This is a genomic window from Pseudarthrobacter sp. NPDC092439, assembly GCF_044754945.1.
GTDB lineage: Bacteria > Actinomycetota > Actinomycetes > Actinomycetales > Micrococcaceae > Arthrobacter.
Genome location: NZ_JBIVQB010000001.1, coordinates 108,389 through 125,009, shown reverse-complemented (window position 1 = coordinate 125,009; position 16,621 = coordinate 108,389). Strand labels below are relative to the sequence as shown.

Below are 16,621 nucleotides of genomic sequence, written 5' to 3'. Positions count from 1 at the left end.
CGGACAGAAATAGGAGCCAAGATGATTCCCAGGATTCATGACCCGCATGTGGCGCGGATTCGTCCGGTTAGGGTGCGCACACCGCAAGGCTGCGAGGAATGCCTGTCCCTGGGCACCCCTTGGGTTCATCTGCGTTTGTGTCTCACCTGCGGCCATGTGGGCTGTTGTGATTCGTCGCCCATGCGACACGCCCGGACTCACGCCACCGAGTTGCATCCAATCGTTCGTTCTCTGGAGCCCGGCGAATACTGGCGCTGGTGCTATCCCCATGAGGCCTTCGTCTAGGACACGGTGGGGTGCAACCACCTGATGGAACCTGTCACAGACTCGACTCTGATCGAAACGCCGGATATCTCCGGCGCTTATCCACGGCTCGGCCAGGCGCAGATCGAATTGTTGGCCCGCACCGGCACCAGGCGGGCTACCTCCGCCGGCGAAGTCCTCATACATGAGGGAAACTTCGACGCTGACTTCATCGTCATACTGCAGGGCACGGTCCTGGTCATAGAGGGGCTGCACGACGGCGGCGACAGACAGCCTGCCGAGCCGGGACGCGGCACGCGGATCCTCGAAGTCCACGGTGCCGGACGTTTCCTTGGGGAACTAGGCCTGGTCGAGGGGCAGCCGGCCTTTGTCAGCACCGTGGTGGCCGAGGCGGGTGAAGTGCTCCAAATCAGCGGGGACGATCTGCGCCGTGTCATGCTGACGGACGCCGCGATGGGCGAGACCGTTCTGCGGGCATATCTTCAGCGCCGGATCCTCCTGATCAGCGTGGGGGCGGGCATCCGCATCGTTGGGTCCCGTTTCAGCCGTGACACGCTTCGCCTCTTGGAATTTGCAGCCGCCAACCGCCTGCCTCACCGACTGGTCGATCTGGAGGCTGACGAGCAGGCACAGGCAATCCTGGACCGGGCAGGGATCCTGGCGACTGACCTGCCCGCAGTGGTGCTAAACGCCTCGCGGGTCCTCAAGAACCCTTCTACAGCGGATCTGGCCCTTGCCTTGGGCCTGCGGGTGGTGAAAGAGCATTCTGCCTCCTACGATCTCATGGTGATAGGGGCCGGCCCGGCTGGCCTGGCGGCGGCCGTGTATGCGGCGTCCGACGGATTGTCGGTCGTCCTCAAGGAAAGCCGTGCGATAGGTGGGCAGGCCGGCACGTCACCACGGATCGAGAACTTTCTTGGCTTTCCCTCCGGAATTTCAGGCGGGGAACTCACTGAAAGGGCGATCCTCCAGGCCCGAAAGTTCAGGGTCCAGATCAACGTAGCCTGCCGGGCAAACTCCATTGTGTTGCGGGACGTTGAGTTCCGCGCCGAGTTCGACGGGAGCGGACCCGCCTCCTCACGGGCCGCCCTGCTCGCAACGGGGGTTCACTACCGCCGCCTTCCGGTTCCCGGGCTGGAGGAATACGAGGGGATCAGCGTCTTCTACGCCGCCACTGTCCATGAGGCAAGGCTCTGCAGGTCACAGCCGGTGGCCGTCGTCGGCGGCGGAAATTCCGCGGGCCAGGCCGCTCTCTTCCTGACAGGCACGGGAACACCCGTCCGGCTTGTGGTGCGCGGGGAAGACCTCCGCGCGGACATGTCGGGGTACCTCGCGGATCGAATCGAAGAGGACCAGGGCATAGAGGTGTTGCTGGGGGCAAACATCGTGGGCGTTGCCGGTTCAGGCACCCTTGAACGGATCATCGTCGATCTGCGAGCCACAGGCGAACAACGGACCTTCAATTCCCGATACCTCTTCATTTTCATCGGGGCCAAGCCACACACAGAATGGCTGCAGGGCACCCTTGCCCTTGATGACAACGGCTATATCCTCACCGGGGCTGACCTCGAAGACCTGCCTTCCGAGTTCAGCCACCTGGGGCGCACACGACTGCCCCTGGAAACCAGCGTGCCCGGAATGTTCGCGGCCGGCGATGTCCGGCATGGATCGGTGAAACGCGTAACGGCCGCCGCCGGTGAAGGCTCGACAGCAGTGGCAATGATCCACGAACACCTGCGCCTTCTTCGGGATGGACCGGCCCGTGCGCGTTGGTGAGGGACAGCAAAAGTGACTGTCGTGCCGGAAAATTCGAGCGACGTGAACCCCACAACGGCCCGAACGCTGGGCGTGCTCGCCGAACCGGAGGTCACTGCGGAGTTCGCCGAGCGTAACGGCCGCGAAGTGGGCCATCTGCTCAATCTTGTCGACGAGCGCCACGACTGGTCCGTGGTGATCGAGTATCGGGATTTTACGGCCGGTAATGGGTTAGCGCCGATGCTGGGCCCCATGGTGAAGCACCGGAGCCGCCGCGCATGGGATGTCATGGTCTGCCTGACCGATCTTCCGATTCGTTTCGAGGGACGCACTGTGGTCGCGGAAGTTGCGCTTGGAGAGCCAATCTCTTTGGTTTCCCTGCCCGCGCTCGGCGCCGTTAACATCGACCGACGGGTCCGTGCTGCCGTCGCAGACCTCGGCTGGGCGATGCACCGCCACTTCGATCCCGAGGATGACGCCGGGGAATTCGGCCCGCCCTCGCTGCATCAGTCGCGGCAAGTCGAGACCGCTGTTCTGGATGACGGGCCGATTGGGTTTCGCTACGTCTCGGCAACCCACCTCGGCCGCGCGCGGCTGCTGGCGGGCATGTTGCGGGCGAACCGGCCTTGGCGGCTGGTCTTCGGGTTGAGGAGCGCAATGGCCGCCGCGATCGCCACAGGGGCCTTTGCGCTTGTCACGGACACAATCTGGCAACTCGCGGACCTGCTGGGGGCGCCGAGGTTGACGTTACTGATGGTCCTTTCGATCAGTACGATGGTGTTCTGGATCATCACCCAACACGATCTATGGGAAAGCCCCCGGCGCGACGACCTGCTCGAGAGATATAAAGCATCCTTATATAACGTCTCTACAGTGTGGTCGTTGACGATCGGCGTCGTGATCAGCTACGTGCTGCTGTTCGTGGCCGTGTTGTTGGCTGCAGTATTCACTATCGACGACGGCCTGTTGGCCTTGACCCTGCAACATCCGGTGGCTGTTTGGGACTTCATGGAAGTCACGTGGATGACGACATCGGCAGCGCTCATCGGTGGAGCATTGGGATCGGGATTCGAGTCCAAGGACGACATCCTTCGAGCGGCGTACGGCCAACGGGAACGTCACCGCCGCGAGTCAGCGGATGCAGGCGAATAAGCCCCGTCTTGCCGGCAGCCGCGCCCTAACTGCACAGGAAACCTCGCCGGCGCCCGAGATTGACGAAAAGGGGGAGTCCACGGCAGGAGAACCGAGGGATAAAAACGCGAAGGTGGCACCCGCCAGTCCTCCAGAGCACGCGGGTACGGTCCCGGAGCAAGCAAGCCCTGTCCGCAACGGACAGTGTCCTCCGGCAACTTCCCCCTTGACTTTCCTGCTGACCGTCGTCACTCTTGTCGACAACAGGACGGCGCATCCGTCCGCTCCTGGTCCAGTGGAGGATGCTGATGTTCCGTGCCAGCACGCTGATGCGTTCCGCGACCTCCGGGGATCGGGTTACGCGCCTTGAGCTCTTCTTCGATCTGGTCTTTGTCTTCGCGCTGATGCAACTGTCCCACCATTTGCTGGCCTATCCCTCCTGGGTTGGGGCCGGTGAGACATTTGTGCTGCTTCTTGCGGTCTATAAGGTGTGGGTGTACACCACCTGGTCGGCGACCTTGGTGGACACTTCGCGGCTTGAGGTGCAGTGGATGCTGCTGATCGTCATGCTTGTCACACTGTTCATGAACGCCTCAATCGGCTCAGCGTTTGGCGCCTTCAGCTGGCTCTTTGCTGCAACCTATCTCCTGGTCCAGCTGGGCCGGGGTGCGTGGATGCTCACTGTCGGACTTGACCGCACTACCCACAACCATTTCGTGCGCACTCTGATCTGGGGGTGTATGAGTGCGCCGTTTTGGATTGCCGGTGTCTTCTTCGGTCCGGGGCAACGTTTGATGTTCTGGGGTGTCGCTGCCGCGATCGACCTGGGCGGCCACATGCTGGCGCACCGGTTGCCGGGCCGGAAAACCGAAGGAAGCCGGGTCCCGCTCCCGGGCGAGAGGATCTTTGAGCGGTTCGGATTGTTCTACCTGATCGCGCTCGGCGAGACAATTCTCTCAACCGGCTTGGCGATTGCAGGCAATCTGGAGGACCCCTTGATATTTCTGACCGGGACCATAAGTTTGGCCGGAAGCGTCGCAATCTGGTGGTGCTACTTCCATGGCCTCGAACAGGACATTCTGAAAAAGCTTGCTTCTGTCGATGATCAGTTCCGGCCCGGCATTTTGGCCGGCAACACCTTGCTCCTGCTACTGGCAGGCCTGATCCTAGTGGCGGTTGGTGATCAGCTCGTGATCAGCGATCCCGCCGCCCGCCCCGATCTGCCCACTGTTCTACTTCTATACAGTGGGCCGGCTCTATTTCTTGCCAGCCGGGGCTTCTTCATTCGACAGGTACTGGGCCGACGCCACCCAACTGACCTTGTCGGCATCGGAGCCTTGGTGGTGCTGGCAAACGTCAGCCTTCTCCTCCCCGCCTTCGTTGCCGCCATGGGGGCCGTTCTTCCCCTCATTGGCGTAGCAGCCTTCGACACCGTCTACCGCCGCCGAACGCAACAGGGAGCCCGCTGACGGCCAATCAGACGCCAAGGAACGTATCCTGGGGCCAGCCTTGACCCCTGCACCGTTACATCCTTCGGCTCTTCGATCAGTGGACTGAGACATTCCTCTAAATCGTCTGATCCCCCGCCAAATCTGCATGGGGCCGACGGTGCCCACTTCCTGGGCACCGGAGCTCGCCGGCGGAACACTCCCCCGCTGCCGACTAGAGCGCGCACGGTGGTCAGTTCCTCCGACATTCCTGCAGTGACGGAGCCTGCTTGCCGCCTGAGGCGAGGCGAAAATCACCGCGGAATCCGCTGTTCATCGACTGGCCAATCCGCCGGTCCTTGTTCAGCGCGGTACGCTTATTGGCCCGGTAACAGAGTCATGGCCCCTAGCATCACATTTCGAGTCCCTGACCCACCGAGTTGGCGGCGTCCGCCCGCCCTACGCGTTTTCCTGCCGTCTGGTCTACCGACCTCGGAGGAAGGCTGGCCGATGGTCGAACCCATGGCTGGTGAGGCCGTAGAAAATGGGCAGGATCACGAAAATCACCGATGCGACCAGCGGGTGGACGAGGACACCTACCGATCCCGCCGCGAGGTACAGCACGACGCCGGCAAGGGCACGCGGCCGCTCGCGTGCGAAGTAGGAATCTTCCACCTCCTCCTCGGTGAGCTCGGGATGCCGTGCCAGGTGCGAGAAGAACACCAGCCACGACAGGCACAGCAGTGCCCCGATGACCGCGTACAGCGCGACCCCGACCTTTTCGTCGGCCAGGTTGCCCGTCTTGGCGGTATCGATGATCACAGCTGTCGGCCACGGTAAAAGCGCGAGCGTCGCGAGGATTCCCAGGTTGGCCCAATGCAGGCCGATGTCCATCTCCCGGATACGGGAGAAGGCGGCCTTATGGTTGAGCCAGATCACGGCCAGGTAGATGTAGGAGGCCGCATACGCCAGGTACGTGGGCCATTGACCCAGCAAGCCAGCCAGCAGCCCCCCGGGCTCGGTCTCCGGCGGCGTGAGCTCAAGTACCAGGAGCGTGATAACGATCGCGATAACGGCGTCGCTGAACGCCTCGGCACGGCTGGTGTCCGAACGTTTCACCCTCTGCTCCTACCGCCTGTGCATGTGGTGGCCCTCCTGCCCGGGCACTTGCTGCCGGGAGACGCCTGAGGAAGCGGCGGCTGATGATTGGACCGGCCCTGGGCCGAGGGCTACGGACGGATGGACGCGGGAACGCAGCAGCCCGGTTGCTATGACGGCGGGGAGGCAGCCATCTACTCGCCCTCACCGGGCAGCTTGTACGCGAGAACGTCCACGTTCTGTATGTTGGGTTCTGCGCTGAACAGCTCCGCTCCCTGAGCGGCAAGTGCTTGCCCCACACCCCCTGACAGGTGGGTCCGGCGGGCCTCGTCATCGGGGAATACGTCGAAGACCCCGAAAGTCGATTCGTCGAACTGGAGAGCGAACCAGGCGCGCGTACCTGGCTCCTGTTCCACGACGGAGCGGGCACTGCGGAGGAAATCCGCGACGTCCTTCTCCTTGCCGGGCTTGGCCTTCAAGATCACTGATAATGCAACCTCAATCATGCTCCCTCACCCGGCCCGGTCTGGCGGATTCCATACTGAACGATAGTTTTCATGGCGAGTCTCCTTGGAACGGTACTGCGGCGGGGATGGTGCGGACCGAGCCGGCCTCGTGGCACCCTCCTCAACCTACCGAGGGAGCGGCGTGACGCACTGCCCAGTCTCCCAGTGATTGCTGACCACCACAAGACACGATTCCTTCTGCCAAGCTGTGCAGCAGGCCGCTACTTTCGGGCGGCCCACTCCACTGACGGTCAGACAGGCCGTGCCCGCGAGTTCCTCACTGAAAGTGGCATCCAGGCGTAAGAGGGCGAAAAAACTGGTCCGCTACCAACCGAGTCCCCCTGACGCCAGCGGCCGTGACCCGGGGGCACTTGCCACTAGGTGCCGCACCACCGCACTTTCGCCTTCATCTACAGGGCTCATCAGCCAGGACGGGTGGGTGTCGCGGAAGTTGTGAATCCGCGGATTCTTAGTAAGCCCGATTGGCTGGGCCGTTCGAATGGCAGGGACCCAGTAGTGGTGCCAATAACGCTTGTGAGTGATGCGCTCGCCCTTGGGCGTCGTAAACACCTGTCCTTCCCGGGCCTGCTGCCACTAACCCAATCAACAGTTCTACCAGGGCGGGGTTCAGCCCTGTGGTCCGCTTACCGGCGCCTGTCTTCGTCGCCCCAGTGCAGCACTCGTTTTGGCCGGCCCGTTTCCAGGCCTTGTTGATCCGGGCCGTGGGCATTTGGAGAGCAGGTCGACGTCGGCCACGGTCAGGGCAGGGGCCTCGCCAAAGCGGGTACCGCTCATGACCAGGAAATTGATGAAGGCCTTGTACCGCTTCCCCATCCCTTCCATGATGATGCTGAACTCCGCATGGTCTTCGGCGCCTTTCCCTTCACCATCATCAACTTCACCAGTGGGCGATCAGACGGTAATCGAGCTTGTACACGGGGACGTGGCCGGTGATGTTCCGGATGTGTAGGTCCAGCATGCGTTGGTAGGTCTTGTGGTTCCGCTGGATGGACGGATCGGCAGGTCGAGCGTGGCGACTGTCAGGCCCTGCTGCTCGCGGCTCTTTGGGTCGGGCCATAAAACCAAGTACGACGATGAGCCGTCCTTTTTGGTGCGTTTTCGAATGCTTGCCACACCAAAAACGGAACGCCGCGGTCAACACTTTGGGCGGTTTTGTCAACACAAGGAAGAAACAGGTCATTGCCTGTCGTCCCGGAAGGGGCGACCCCGGCGACCAAGAGAAGACGGCAGCAACGGCTAAGTAAGGCTCCACTGCCCATCAGTCAAAACATAGAAATACGAGACACCCCTCACGGGTTCCGGGCAACCGCCTCAGGGCTTGGGAGACATGCCCTAGCGGCGTTCGAAGGTTCCCGTCAGCCTCGCCCGGCCCAAGGTGTGGGTGGAGAGCGCGGATTGCAGGGCGGCCGGGGTGTCATCAGTGCGAAGGTCCAGCCGCTCAACATCCACGGCATGGACCACCATCAAATACCGGTGCTGACCGTGCCCGGGAGGCGGGGCGGCTCCCACGAAACCGGTAAATCCGGCATCGTTCCTCAACTGCACTGCACCAGACGGTAACCGGGAGTTGTCCCGGGAACCTGCACCGGCCGGGAGGGAGGTGACGTCTGCCGGGATGTTCACCACAGCCCAATGCCAGTAGCCCGCGCCTGGGGCATCGGGGTCAAAGACGGTGACCGCGTAGCTCCTGGTTCCCTCGGGCGCGCCCGACCACGTGAGCTGGGGCGATTCGTCCCGGCCGCCGGCTCGCAGGACAGCGCTGCGTTGGGCTTCCGGAAGAACCTGGCCATCCTCGAAGGATTCGCTGATGACTTCGAAGGATTCGATCTCGGATGTTGGTGGAAATGGATAATGCGTTTTCATGGCTGCCTTTCAGGTACTGTCAAGCTCCGCCCCGGTCAGTTCGACGGCAGGAGCGTCCTCTGCGGCGGTTTCAATGCAGTTAGGTCGGGACAACCGCCTCAGGGTTTGGGAGACACACCCTAGGTGTACTAACCCGGTTGGTTGGTGACGCGGCTGGCGGGTGAGGCGCCTTTGAGTGCGGTGTGGGGCCTGCGATGATTCTAGTACTCGATGAAGTCCGGGTAGCAGGATTGCGGTTCGGCTTCTGAGCTGTAGGCCTTGGCGTAGGCCCATTCCTCTTGCAGGATGCGGCTGAACCGTTCGACCTTGCCGTTAGTTTGGGGCCGGTACGGCCTGGTGCGTTTGTGCCTGATCCCGGCTTCGGCCAGGACAGCGGCAAAAGCGCGGGAACGGTAACAGGAGCCGTTGTCGATCAGCACCCGGTGGATTTTCACGCCCCGGGGGGCGAACGCGGCGATGGCATTGCGCATGAACACCAATGCGGTCTCTTTGGTCTCGTCAGGCAGAATCTCGGAGTAAACGAACCGGGAATGGTCATCCACCGCGTGGTGCAGGAAAGTGTAGCCGCGGACCTGGCCGCGGTCCCTGGGCCGGCCCTCCGCGAGGTTCCGGGCACGAGAGTTCGCTTCGTCCTGCACCCGCCCGTGAATGCCGTGGCCGCCACCGTTGGGGATCCGGCCGAGCTTCTTGATGTCCACATGGATCATCTCGCCCGGTTAGGCATATTCGTACCGGTTGGCGCGGTTCCTGCCGCGGACCCTGATCCCGGTTGCCGGGTCGGTGAACCGCAGCGGCGGACACAGGTAGCGGCTCAGGATGCGGTGAACCGTGGAGACGTTCAGGTGTAGGTGGTAGGCGATCCGTGCCGGACCCCAGCGCCGGTTCACCCGCAGCCCCAGCACGCGGCGCTCGGTGCGCACCGGGGTCCTGTGCGGGCAGGTCAGGGGCCTGCTCCGGCGGTCCTCCAGCCCAGCCTCGCCCAGCTCCCGATAACGGCGGGACCAGCGTGCCGCCGTCGGCACAGAGACATTGAACCGCTCTGCAGCCCTGCGCAACGGCCACCCATCCACCACAATGCACCGGGCCAACTGCAGACGACCCGAATGAGCCAAAAACGCGTTACGGTGGGACACGAGGACCTCCTGGTTTGTGTTCGCTCTCGACAAGCACCACACAACCCCCCGGAGATCCTCTTATTGCGTCAAATCCGTCCCCGAGTCACCAACCTGCCGGGACAGTACACCAAAAAGGCGCTTCCCGGACCCGTGATGAGCGTCCCTGCAAGGGCAGCTCATTGGCCTACCCAGGGAGACTGAAGAAGCTCTTCGGGTCATCGGCGCCCAGCAGGTCGTGATGAAAGACGATGGCGTCCACCGGCCGGGTGTCCACGAACAGGACCGCAACCGTCCGGGAGTGGACCACCGTGTACCGAGTCAGGTCTTCCACCCAGGAATGGAGCTATTGGACCGGCCGTTCACCTTGATTCACGGAATGATGCAAAACTGGCGGTTCAGATCAGCAGCAGGGTAGGAAAACGATGAAAAACCACGGGCAGGCCGGGGAGCTTGTCGTGACCGGAGCCTGGACAGCGCAATCGGCAAGAATTTTTGAAGAGGGTCGCGCCCACAGGCTGGTACTGAACTACGCCCTCGGATTCGACGAGCCAAATCTCGATTTCCTTCGCGGGCTTCCAATCCGTGAACTGGAGATTATCGACCGGCGCCTGGACACCCTGGAGCCAATCTATTCGCTTGCCCCTACCTTGGAGTCGCTGCGCGTGACCACCCATCCCGATCTGACGATCAGGCTCAGCGAACTCCCCAAGCTCCGCAATCTCGGGGCATCCTGGTCCCAGGTAAGTGACACCATCGGCCAAGTCTCCGGGCTCCACAACTTATTCCTACTGGCCTACACGCCTGAGAATCTCGAACCGCTATCTAAACATGCTGGTCTTCAAACCCTCCGGATGAAAGATCGCCCGCGACTGCGCTCTCTGGCTGGCCTGTCCTGCTTGCCCAGGATCGAGCGCCTCGGCATATATCTCACCGCGCGGCTTGACGACATCTCTGAGCTCCGCGGCCGCTCCGAGATTCGAGAGCTTGAGCTGGACTCGTGCAAGAAACTGAGGAATATCAACGACCTCGCAGAATGCGTAGGACTACGCCGGCTTAACATCGCCGAGAGCGGCGACATTGAGTCATTGAAGCCAGTGGCGGGGCTGACTGAGCTTGAGGAACTGTACCTATACGGATCCACCAAGATCCTGGATAACGACCTCACTCCCATCGCAGGCCTTCCACGACTGAAGACCCTCGCATTGATGAACCGGCGCGGTTACTCGCCGTCAGTGAAGGAACTCCGACAAATCGTAGGACTCGCCTAAGCTCGCTACCCCGAAAGCAGCGACAGCCCGAGGGCAGGCATGCCGCCTCTGGATAGAGAACCAGGGCCTAGGACACCCCGAGAAACAGCTCTTCCTTCCCTCTGGGAAGTCAGTTCGCTGTCCCGGCGCCACCGCGGCGAGAGCACTGACAAACTATCTGGTTGAGCTGCTGATGTCTTAGAAAGCAAAAGCCTTTCAAGACACCCCTTTACGGCCAATCAAAGGAATAGGGTTCTGCGTCATACCGTGTTTCCTGACGTCTCGCTATGCCGTCTCAGCGAGGGAGGTCTCAGCCGTGCCTTCAAGAGGCCTTTTCGAGCCCCAGTGGCAACGTGAGACACCTTGACTATACACGGGTCAGTTCATCCAGCCAGGACGCGCAGCTGCAGCTCGACGCGCTTGTCGCGGCCGGGGTCTGTCGCGTCGACGGGCTCGGCCTGACAACGACAATCACGCTGAGTGCCGGCACGTACTCTGGCTCGGTTCGCAATAATTAAAGGCTCTGCGAACTAAAGGCCCTAGCTGTTCATGAGCTGGACGGCATGTGCAGTCATCAGAACTGTCAGGGATTGCGCAAGCTCAAAAACTTCGTCCTCGAAAAAGCAGATATAGGTGTGGACACTGTACACATTCCGTTTGACAGGACAAAAGCACGCGGGCCACCCTTTCTACCGGTCCTTCAGACCGGCCTGCGGCAGCACAAGAGAGCAGGTGCGTACAGGTCATGTTGTCCCCACTCCCCCGCGGCATGAATAGATGTAGGCCACCACCGCCAACCCGACAGAATCCAAAGAAGGTTACGCAGGAACCCAACCCCAGCAGGCGGAAGGCCCACTAGCCAGGGTCTTGATCCCGCCTCCCACACACCTGAATAGGCCACCGCGGCGGCCAGGCTACAGCCCGCGCACCTAGCGTCAGAGGGACGCCACCACAAGCCATGTCCACACCTTAAAGCAAAAATCCCTCTGACGAGGGAATGTGCTGTGCCCGAGGTGGGACTCGAACTACATTCCCGGCCTTTCAAACACAGGGAAGCCCCAAAAACATGCGGGATCCGGGGCAATCCGGAGGCTCTACCATCCAGTCCGCCGTCAAGAACGTTGACACAGTCAACATCTATTATTCGACCACATTCTTCCCCCTATCTACCTTTGCTGTCTGTGGCCGTGCCCCTGACGGATTGGGAGTGATAACGAGAAACGGTGTAGGAGACGAAACACCGACAGCCTATCGTGGCATCCAGCATGAACGACGTGGGGCATGTCAACCAGATCGACGCGTTCCATCGGTCAAGAGAGAGCGGGGCGAAGGCAACCAAAGCCCCGGGCGCACAATGGCCGAGCTTAGGCGCGGGCATCGAGCGAAAGGAGAGGCGACTTGTCTGTCTACGTCGATGACATGCGCGCGTGCGTTATTATCAACGGGACTCGCGGCAGATGGAGCCATCTCATAGCAGACAGCAGTGCAGAGCTCGAGGTATTCGCCCGATTGCTGTCCCTAAACCCAGACTGGGTCCAGTTTCCTGGTACTTTCCGGGAGCATTACGACATTACTGAACGGATCCGGCGGAAGGCAATCGAAAAAGGTGCTATTCCTATCGGCATGAGGGAAATCGGAATTCTTCTTCGTAAACGTGGGCCCCTGGTGTAGGACTCACCACCCAAATCGACGGCCGCCCGGCTAAGCCGTGCTGCAATCAACCCGCACCGCTAGCCGATAGCTGCCGCGCCTGCCGCGTACTTGTCGACATAGCCGACTGGAAGCCACGTATACCCTCCGTCCGCCCAGTCAGTCCCCCAACTGTTCAAGATCCGGTATATCCTCCCTGTTCCCTCTTTCCAGGTAGCTCCAACTACTAAGACGGCATGGTATCCCTGGAAGTAGGGGATAACGTCTGGCACTTCAACAACGTCCGAACCGGTCACAAAGGAAAACTCGTCTGACACCTCGATGGCAATCACTACAGGCCCTCCAGACGCTAGCGCCGCCTCGATGTGTTCCTGACCGCCCGGCGACAAAGGAACGGGGGTCAGAACGGCAGTGTGCCAGTGGGCGTTCTGGGCTGTATGGGGCACCGCCTCGGACTGGTGCCCCAGAGCGTCATTGTAGGGCCACACACTAAGTACAGGTTGCCCCTGCGAACTCAGAGCAAACCCCATCGCCCCTATGCTTGTCCCGCCCTCGCTAGTAAGCCCGTTCTCCCAACACGTGCGCCAAAGGGCCTCCGGGCTAAAGTCGTCCCCCTGAGCGCGGAGCAACTTATGCGCGGAACTCGCTGCAAACGCCAGGCACAGCGGCCTCGGGCCCTGCGAGAAGCTGAAGGGAACGAAACCGGCGGTCAGGTCAATATCAGCAGGGCGAGCCCACTGCCCTGCAACAACGTCTTCTGTCACGCCCGCTCGCCGCCCTCGGTAAGCGTGCGGTAATTCTCGAGAAGGATCCGCCGTTGCTCCTGGCTCGGCCTCAAGTGCAGACGCCCTTCAAGCACCACCGAATCGACAGGGCTCCCCTGCCGGTGAACGGGAGCGTACGACAAAGTTACTTTCCACTCCCCCTCGCTGTTGGCCCGGATCAGCATTTGACGGCGCCCACCCGAACCCACAACCGGTCCAGCGGCCGCACCCGCTGCCCCAGCCTGCGTTATCTCCCCGGCTGCCCGATCACTAACCTGGAACCTGTCCAACGCGGTCAGGTCCTGCGGTCCATCCAGTTCAACAAGTGAGTCACCGCCAGCGGCATCAGCGCCCCAAAGAAACCAACGAAACCCTGTAGTCCGGTTTTCCGGCAGGTCCACGGCGATCAGGTCACCAACATAAAGATCATTCAACTTCCCCGCGGCCACCTCATCCTGGGACCACACATGCGTACCCGGATCGGCAATCCTCTCACCGAACGTGCGCTGCACCTCAACACTTACCGGCCGGGTGTCCTGTAGCCGGAGCCCATGGCGGTATGACACTATGCCGAAGTTCCGAAGCTGTACCAGGGCAGCGGAATAACTCACGCCCATAATGCCGGCGATCGCGTAAATTTGGTCGGCGGTTGGAGCGACCTCCTTCCTGATTCCGACATCGCGGGCCGCCCGGGAGACCAGTGGCAGGGGCATGAGCAGATGAGACGCGAACAGCTGCGCTTCCGCTTCCAAATTATCCGGGGTACGCCCTTCAACCTCGCTCATTCCATCGAGGGCGAAAGCCTCGGAATGGAGTACGAAGTGACCCAGTTCGTGGGCGGCGGTGTACCTCTGCAGATCTGAGGGCAACCGGGAGTTCACAATGATGCCTGGGTTGGCGCCCGGAACGAACGCTCCGAGGAGCCTGTCGAGTTCCATGAATCGCAGCACCACGCCGCTATCCCGTATCAATGTGAAAACATCAATCTGCTGCGTCAGCTGGGCCCCCAGACGGGTGAGCAGGCGCGTTGCAGCGTGGGTGATCGTGTGCTTGCGGAAGATGTTAATCGCCACGTCTTGCCTGGCCTTGCCCCGGTGCCGCATCAGTAGGCGATGCTGCTAGAAACTGAGCGAATTTGAGCACCTGGTCCCGGTCCTTCGCCGACAGGTTCCTTGCTGCACGGTAAAGAGCTTGTCCGGTGAGGTCTGGGGATTCCTCCTCGCCGATAAGCCAGGCCGATGAGCGGCCGTACAGCAAAGCAAGCTGCTTGATCTCGACAACGGACACTTTCCTGGTCCCCGCTTCGAACGCGGCCACGCTGGTTCGAGGAATCCCCAGCGCAGCGGCAACGTCCCCCTGGGTCAGGCCAGCCACATCACGAGCTTCCCTTAGCCGCGCGGCGACAACCTTGGTGGGATCCGCATCCGCAGCGGGCTGCTCCGGGTTTACTTCACTCATGACCGCATCTCCTATTTCCAGCAACTATCGCCATAGCCATACCGTTTTCGTGGGTCAGGCTCAAGGACCACGACTCGATCCCCTGTCTGTCAGCTTCCTTCAGCGCATCACGATGGAGGAGAAGAACAGGGCGCTTCCCTTCGCTGGAGACCACTTCGATGTCAAGAAGGTTCAGCGATGCCAAACCCAGCCCCAACGCTTTCATTACCGCTTCCTTGGCAGCCCAGCGCGCGGCATACCGGTCGCTGCGGCCATCACAGTACTCCGCTTCGCGTTCGGTCCACACCCGCTGCTCGAAACGGCCGCATGACAGCAGCAGCATTCGCTGGATTCGCCGTACCTCCACAGCGTCAATTCCCACGGTGACGCTCAAAAGGCCAGCTCCTCCTGCAGCTTGACAACGGCAAGCCGGTCGACGTTTTGCTTGCCGAATACATCATGCTCCGCGGTGGCAAAAGTTGCCTGCACGGCGAGCTCGCCCACACCGTAGCCGGACTGCTGGGCGAGGAACTTCTGCAAACGGTGCAGGCCCAGCATGTTTCCGTACCCCTTTTGAATCAGGTATTGGTGGCGGTAGACACCGAGAAGGTTCAGCTTGTTCTGATACACGCCGATGTCGACGTGCACGAGGCACGGAAAGCTTCTGGTGCGGTTGTCGCTCGACGCGTAAATACTGAGCCCCAGGTCGCCTCCATCATCGCTTGCGGGATCACCCATGGCGAGGTCGCTGGCGTTGAAGGCGGTTTTCCCCGACCTTTTCATGCTCCTGAGGTGCTCAATACGCTTTTCGAGCTGGTTGAGCCCACCCATGTCTTTGCCTGGCCAAGACATCATGCGGGAAAAGTACGTGCCTTTTCTGTTCTCGCTGTGGACCCGGCCGAGGTTAGCGAAGATGGTGGCGTAGTTCTTGTACAGCCGTTCTGCCGCTTCATCCACCGCAGTGTTGTCTGCTCCCGATTCCGGGGACCAGCACAGGCCGGGATCAGGGTAAAGAGCATACGGGAAAATGGTGTTGGCGATGGTGGCCACGGACTGCAGCTTGGGCCGCCGGAGCGAAGGTGTCAGGATCCTGTCCAGCGCCGCCCTGATCTCCACATCTTCAGGCAACTCCGGCTGAGATGCTGCAGTGAGGACGTGCACCATCTTCCCGTCCTGCTGCTTGTTCACTACGCGCAACGTCTCGAGCCACGCATCGCTCATCGAGTCACGCTGGCAGAGTTCACTCATGACTGGCGCGGTAACTCTGAACGGCTTCGTAGACAATGGACGCAACCCCGCCCAGTGTTTGCCACTGGCCGGGGTCAATCGCGGTGAAGTCGATGAGGTCCTGTGGGAATTCCTCCGTCAACAGGGTCAGAACGAACAAGCCGATGGCACTGTCGATGATCATGTCGCCTTGCTCGTGCTCGAACTGCGTCTTGAGATCGTCGTCCCAGGCTGCGACGAAGCCGGCCACACGGCCACATATCTCTGTCATGTCCTCGAGGGAAAGGCCGTACATGCCTTCTTGTGTGGACGGAACGCCCAGCTCTGTTTTTGAGGTCGCTGCAGTCATCGGCTCAAACCCCCCATGTCGTCGTTCATGACTTTATTGTCGGATAATCCGACATTGCCGTCAAGGGGTCAACCCAAATCAGGCGGCGATTCCCCTACGGGTCAGCTCGTCGACGATAAATCTGGTCGTCTGCTCCTTGGCCAGGCGCGGAACAAGCACGGTGCGCTCCTCAAACTCCTTCGCCAGGGCACGGTATCCCTGCTCCACCTGATCGTTGTTGTTGCTGTCATCGTCGTAGGCATTGATGAACAGAAAAACAAGATCCGGCGCAAGCTGCCCCCAAATGGCATCAACAAGATTCATGAACGCAGACCACTCCAGGCCAGATTCACCTATCCGTCCGCCATGCCACCCATAGGCGACAGTGGACCACCAGAAACGATCCAAAATGACAGCGCTGTCCTGACGCTGCCGGATGATTTCGGGAACGTTCTCCGCATGGCAGGCGAGGTGCAGGAGTTGCCGGGCCAACTGCGATTCTGGCTTCACGTTCTCCAACAGCTCGTAAACAGCGCCCGTCAACGAAGTCAGGCCCGACGGCATGTGCGCAAACTGGGGGGCAGGATGCTCCCAGGCAAGCGCTTTGAAACGATCAACCTGAGTCGATTTACCCGCCTTATCAAGGCCCTCGAAGACGACCAAAGAGCCGCGCTTGATGCTGAAAATGTTATCCACGTATCCCCCGTTGTTTCTGAAGTTCCTTAGCTCTTCGGCTTCACCGCTGTGCTGTTCATCATATTCCCGGAGCAGGCTTTGTAGTTTCCTTC

The 16,621-nt window shown here is 61.0% G+C and carries 17 protein-coding genes and 2 pseudogenes; 7 read left to right on the top strand and 12 right to left on the bottom strand.

Going from position 1 to position 16,621, the window contains the following annotated elements; translation table 11 throughout:
- Positions 1-21 precede the first annotated feature (21 nt).
- The 4 genes from ACIQCM_RS00580 (at position 22) to ACIQCM_RS00565 (ending at position 4,619) form a co-directional block, all read left to right on the top strand.
- Positions 22-285: a UBP-type zinc finger domain-containing protein gene (locus ACIQCM_RS00580; RefSeq protein WP_400604051.1), complete on the top strand. Its 264-nt coding sequence runs from the start codon at positions 22-24 to the stop codon at positions 283-285.
- 24 nt (positions 286-309) lie between these two features.
- Positions 310-2,040: an FAD-dependent oxidoreductase gene (locus ACIQCM_RS00575; RefSeq protein WP_400604053.1), complete on the top strand. Its 1,731-nt coding sequence runs from the start codon at positions 310-312 to the stop codon at positions 2,038-2,040.
- Positions 2,041-2,052: 12 nt separating this feature from the next.
- Complete coding sequence (locus ACIQCM_RS00570; protein ID WP_400604055.1) at positions 2,053-3,171, top strand: hypothetical protein; 1,119 nt, start codon at positions 2,053-2,055, stop codon at positions 3,169-3,171.
- Positions 3,172-3,458: 287 nt separating this feature from the next.
- Positions 3,459-4,619, top strand: a complete 1,161-nt coding sequence (locus ACIQCM_RS00565; protein ID WP_400604057.1) for a low temperature requirement protein A — start codon at positions 3,459-3,461, stop codon at positions 4,617-4,619.
- A 441-nt stretch (positions 4,620-5,060) separates the two neighbouring features.
- On the opposite strand, the gene ACIQCM_RS00560 is transcribed toward ACIQCM_RS00565, so the two are convergent.
- The 5 genes and pseudogenes from ACIQCM_RS00560 to ACIQCM_RS00540 form a co-directional block, all read right to left on the bottom strand.
- Positions 5,061-5,696 carry a TMEM175 family protein gene (locus ACIQCM_RS00560; protein WP_400604058.1) on the bottom strand — a complete coding sequence of 212 codons (636 nt, stop codon included), beginning with the start codon at positions 5,694-5,696 and terminating at the stop codon, positions 5,061-5,063.
- Positions 5,697-5,869: 173 nt separating this feature from the next.
- Positions 5,870-6,181 carry a putative quinol monooxygenase gene (locus tag ACIQCM_RS00555; protein WP_400604060.1) on the bottom strand — a complete coding sequence of 104 codons (312 nt, stop codon included), beginning with the start codon at positions 6,179-6,181 and terminating at the stop codon, positions 5,870-5,872.
- A gap of 1,353 nt (positions 6,182-7,534) precedes the next feature.
- Positions 7,535-8,065: a YbhB/YbcL family Raf kinase inhibitor-like protein gene (locus tag ACIQCM_RS00550; protein ID WP_400604062.1), complete on the bottom strand. Its 531-nt coding sequence runs from the start codon at positions 8,063-8,065 to the stop codon at positions 7,535-7,537.
- 128 nt (positions 8,066-8,193) lie between these two features.
- Positions 8,194-9,198, bottom strand: a pseudogene (locus ACIQCM_RS00545) (IS481 family transposase).
- A gap of 166 nt (positions 9,199-9,364) precedes the next feature.
- On the bottom strand, positions 9,365-9,511 hold the full coding sequence (locus tag ACIQCM_RS00540; RefSeq protein ID WP_400604064.1) for a hypothetical protein: 147 nt from the start codon (positions 9,509-9,511) through the stop codon (positions 9,365-9,367).
- A gap of 91 nt (positions 9,512-9,602) precedes the next feature.
- Between ACIQCM_RS00540 and ACIQCM_RS00535 the strand changes: the two genes are divergently transcribed.
- From ACIQCM_RS00535 to ACIQCM_RS00525, 3 genes and pseudogenes are all read left to right on the top strand, one after another.
- Complete coding sequence (locus ACIQCM_RS00535; RefSeq protein WP_400604065.1) at positions 9,603-10,448, top strand: hypothetical protein; 846 nt, start codon at positions 9,603-9,605, stop codon at positions 10,446-10,448.
- A gap of 332 nt (positions 10,449-10,780) precedes the next feature.
- Positions 10,781-10,876: pseudogene (locus ACIQCM_RS00530) on the top strand (recombinase family protein); the annotation flags it as partial.
- A gap of 949 nt (positions 10,877-11,825) precedes the next feature.
- On the top strand, positions 11,826-12,098 hold the full coding sequence (locus ACIQCM_RS00525) for a DUF4031 domain-containing protein (protein WP_400604067.1): 273 nt from the start codon (positions 11,826-11,828) through the stop codon (positions 12,096-12,098).
- 59 nt (positions 12,099-12,157) lie between these two features.
- On the opposite strand, the gene ACIQCM_RS00520 is transcribed toward ACIQCM_RS00525, so the two are convergent.
- The 7 genes from ACIQCM_RS00520 to ACIQCM_RS00490 all read right to left on the bottom strand — a co-directional run bounded on the left by ACIQCM_RS00520 (position 12,158) and on the right by ACIQCM_RS00490 (position 16,529).
- Positions 12,158-12,841 (bottom strand): C1 family peptidase, encoded by a 684-nt coding sequence (locus ACIQCM_RS00520; RefSeq protein WP_400604068.1) that lies wholly within the window; start codon positions 12,839-12,841, stop codon positions 12,158-12,160.
- Positions 12,838-13,914 (bottom strand): ImmA/IrrE family metallo-endopeptidase, encoded by a 1,077-nt coding sequence (locus ACIQCM_RS00515; RefSeq protein ID WP_400604070.1) that lies wholly within the window; start codon positions 13,912-13,914, stop codon positions 12,838-12,840. The genes ACIQCM_RS00520 and ACIQCM_RS00515 overlap by 4 nt, the downstream gene beginning before the upstream one ends.
- Complete coding sequence (locus tag ACIQCM_RS00510) at positions 13,904-14,299, bottom strand: helix-turn-helix domain-containing protein (protein ID WP_400604072.1); 396 nt, start codon at positions 14,297-14,299, stop codon at positions 13,904-13,906. The genes ACIQCM_RS00515 and ACIQCM_RS00510 overlap by 11 nt, the downstream gene beginning before the upstream one ends.
- Positions 14,292-14,672, bottom strand: a complete 381-nt coding sequence (gene acpS, locus ACIQCM_RS00505; protein WP_400604073.1) for a holo-ACP synthase — start codon at positions 14,670-14,672, stop codon at positions 14,292-14,294. Before acpS ends, ACIQCM_RS00510 begins: the two co-directional genes overlap by 8 nt.
- Positions 14,669-15,526, bottom strand: coding sequence for a hypothetical protein (locus ACIQCM_RS00500; protein WP_400604075.1), 858 nt, complete (start codon positions 15,524-15,526; stop codon positions 14,669-14,671). The genes acpS and ACIQCM_RS00500 overlap by 4 nt, the downstream gene beginning before the upstream one ends.
- The gene (locus ACIQCM_RS00495; protein WP_400604077.1) at positions 15,519-15,854 is read right to left on the bottom strand and encodes a hypothetical protein; all 336 of its coding nucleotides are present in this window, start codon (positions 15,852-15,854) and stop codon (positions 15,519-15,521) included. The genes ACIQCM_RS00500 and ACIQCM_RS00495 overlap by 8 nt, the downstream gene beginning before the upstream one ends.
- Before the next feature lie 78 nt (positions 15,855-15,932).
- Positions 15,933-16,529, bottom strand: coding sequence for a dTMP kinase (locus ACIQCM_RS00490; protein WP_400604079.1), 597 nt, complete (start codon positions 16,527-16,529; stop codon positions 15,933-15,935).
- Positions 16,530-16,621 lie beyond the last annotated feature (92 nt).

Bases quoted from the DNA above. Each gene is read 5' to 3' on its own strand.
- ACIQCM_RS00580 (WP_400604051.1), top strand. From the start codon at position 22: ATGATTCCCAGGATTCATGACCCGCATGTGGCGCGGATTCGTCCGGTT.
- ACIQCM_RS00575 (WP_400604053.1), top strand. From the start codon at position 310: ATGGAACCTGTCACAGACTCGACTCTGATCGAAACGCCGGATATCTCC.
- ACIQCM_RS00565 (WP_400604057.1), top strand. From the start codon at position 3,459: ATGTTCCGTGCCAGCACGCTGATGCGTTCCGCGACCTCCGGGGATCGG.
- ACIQCM_RS00555 (WP_400604060.1), bottom strand. From the start codon at position 6,181: ATGATTGAGGTTGCATTATCAGTGATCTTGAAGGCCAAGCCCGGCAAG.
- ACIQCM_RS00550 (WP_400604062.1), bottom strand. From the start codon at position 8,065: ATGAAAACGCATTATCCATTTCCACCAACATCCGAGATCGAATCCTTC.
- ACIQCM_RS00535 (WP_400604065.1), top strand. From the start codon at position 9,603: ATGAAAAACCACGGGCAGGCCGGGGAGCTTGTCGTGACCGGAGCCTGG.
- ACIQCM_RS00510 (WP_400604072.1), bottom strand. From the start codon at position 14,299: ATGAGTGAAGTAAACCCGGAGCAGCCCGCTGCGGATGCGGATCCCACC.
- ACIQCM_RS00500 (WP_400604075.1), bottom strand. From the start codon at position 15,526: ATGAGTGAACTCTGCCAGCGTGACTCGATGAGCGATGCGTGGCTCGAG.
- ACIQCM_RS00495 (WP_400604077.1), bottom strand. From the start codon at position 15,854: ATGACTGCAGCGACCTCAAAAACAGAGCTGGGCGTTCCGTCCACACAA.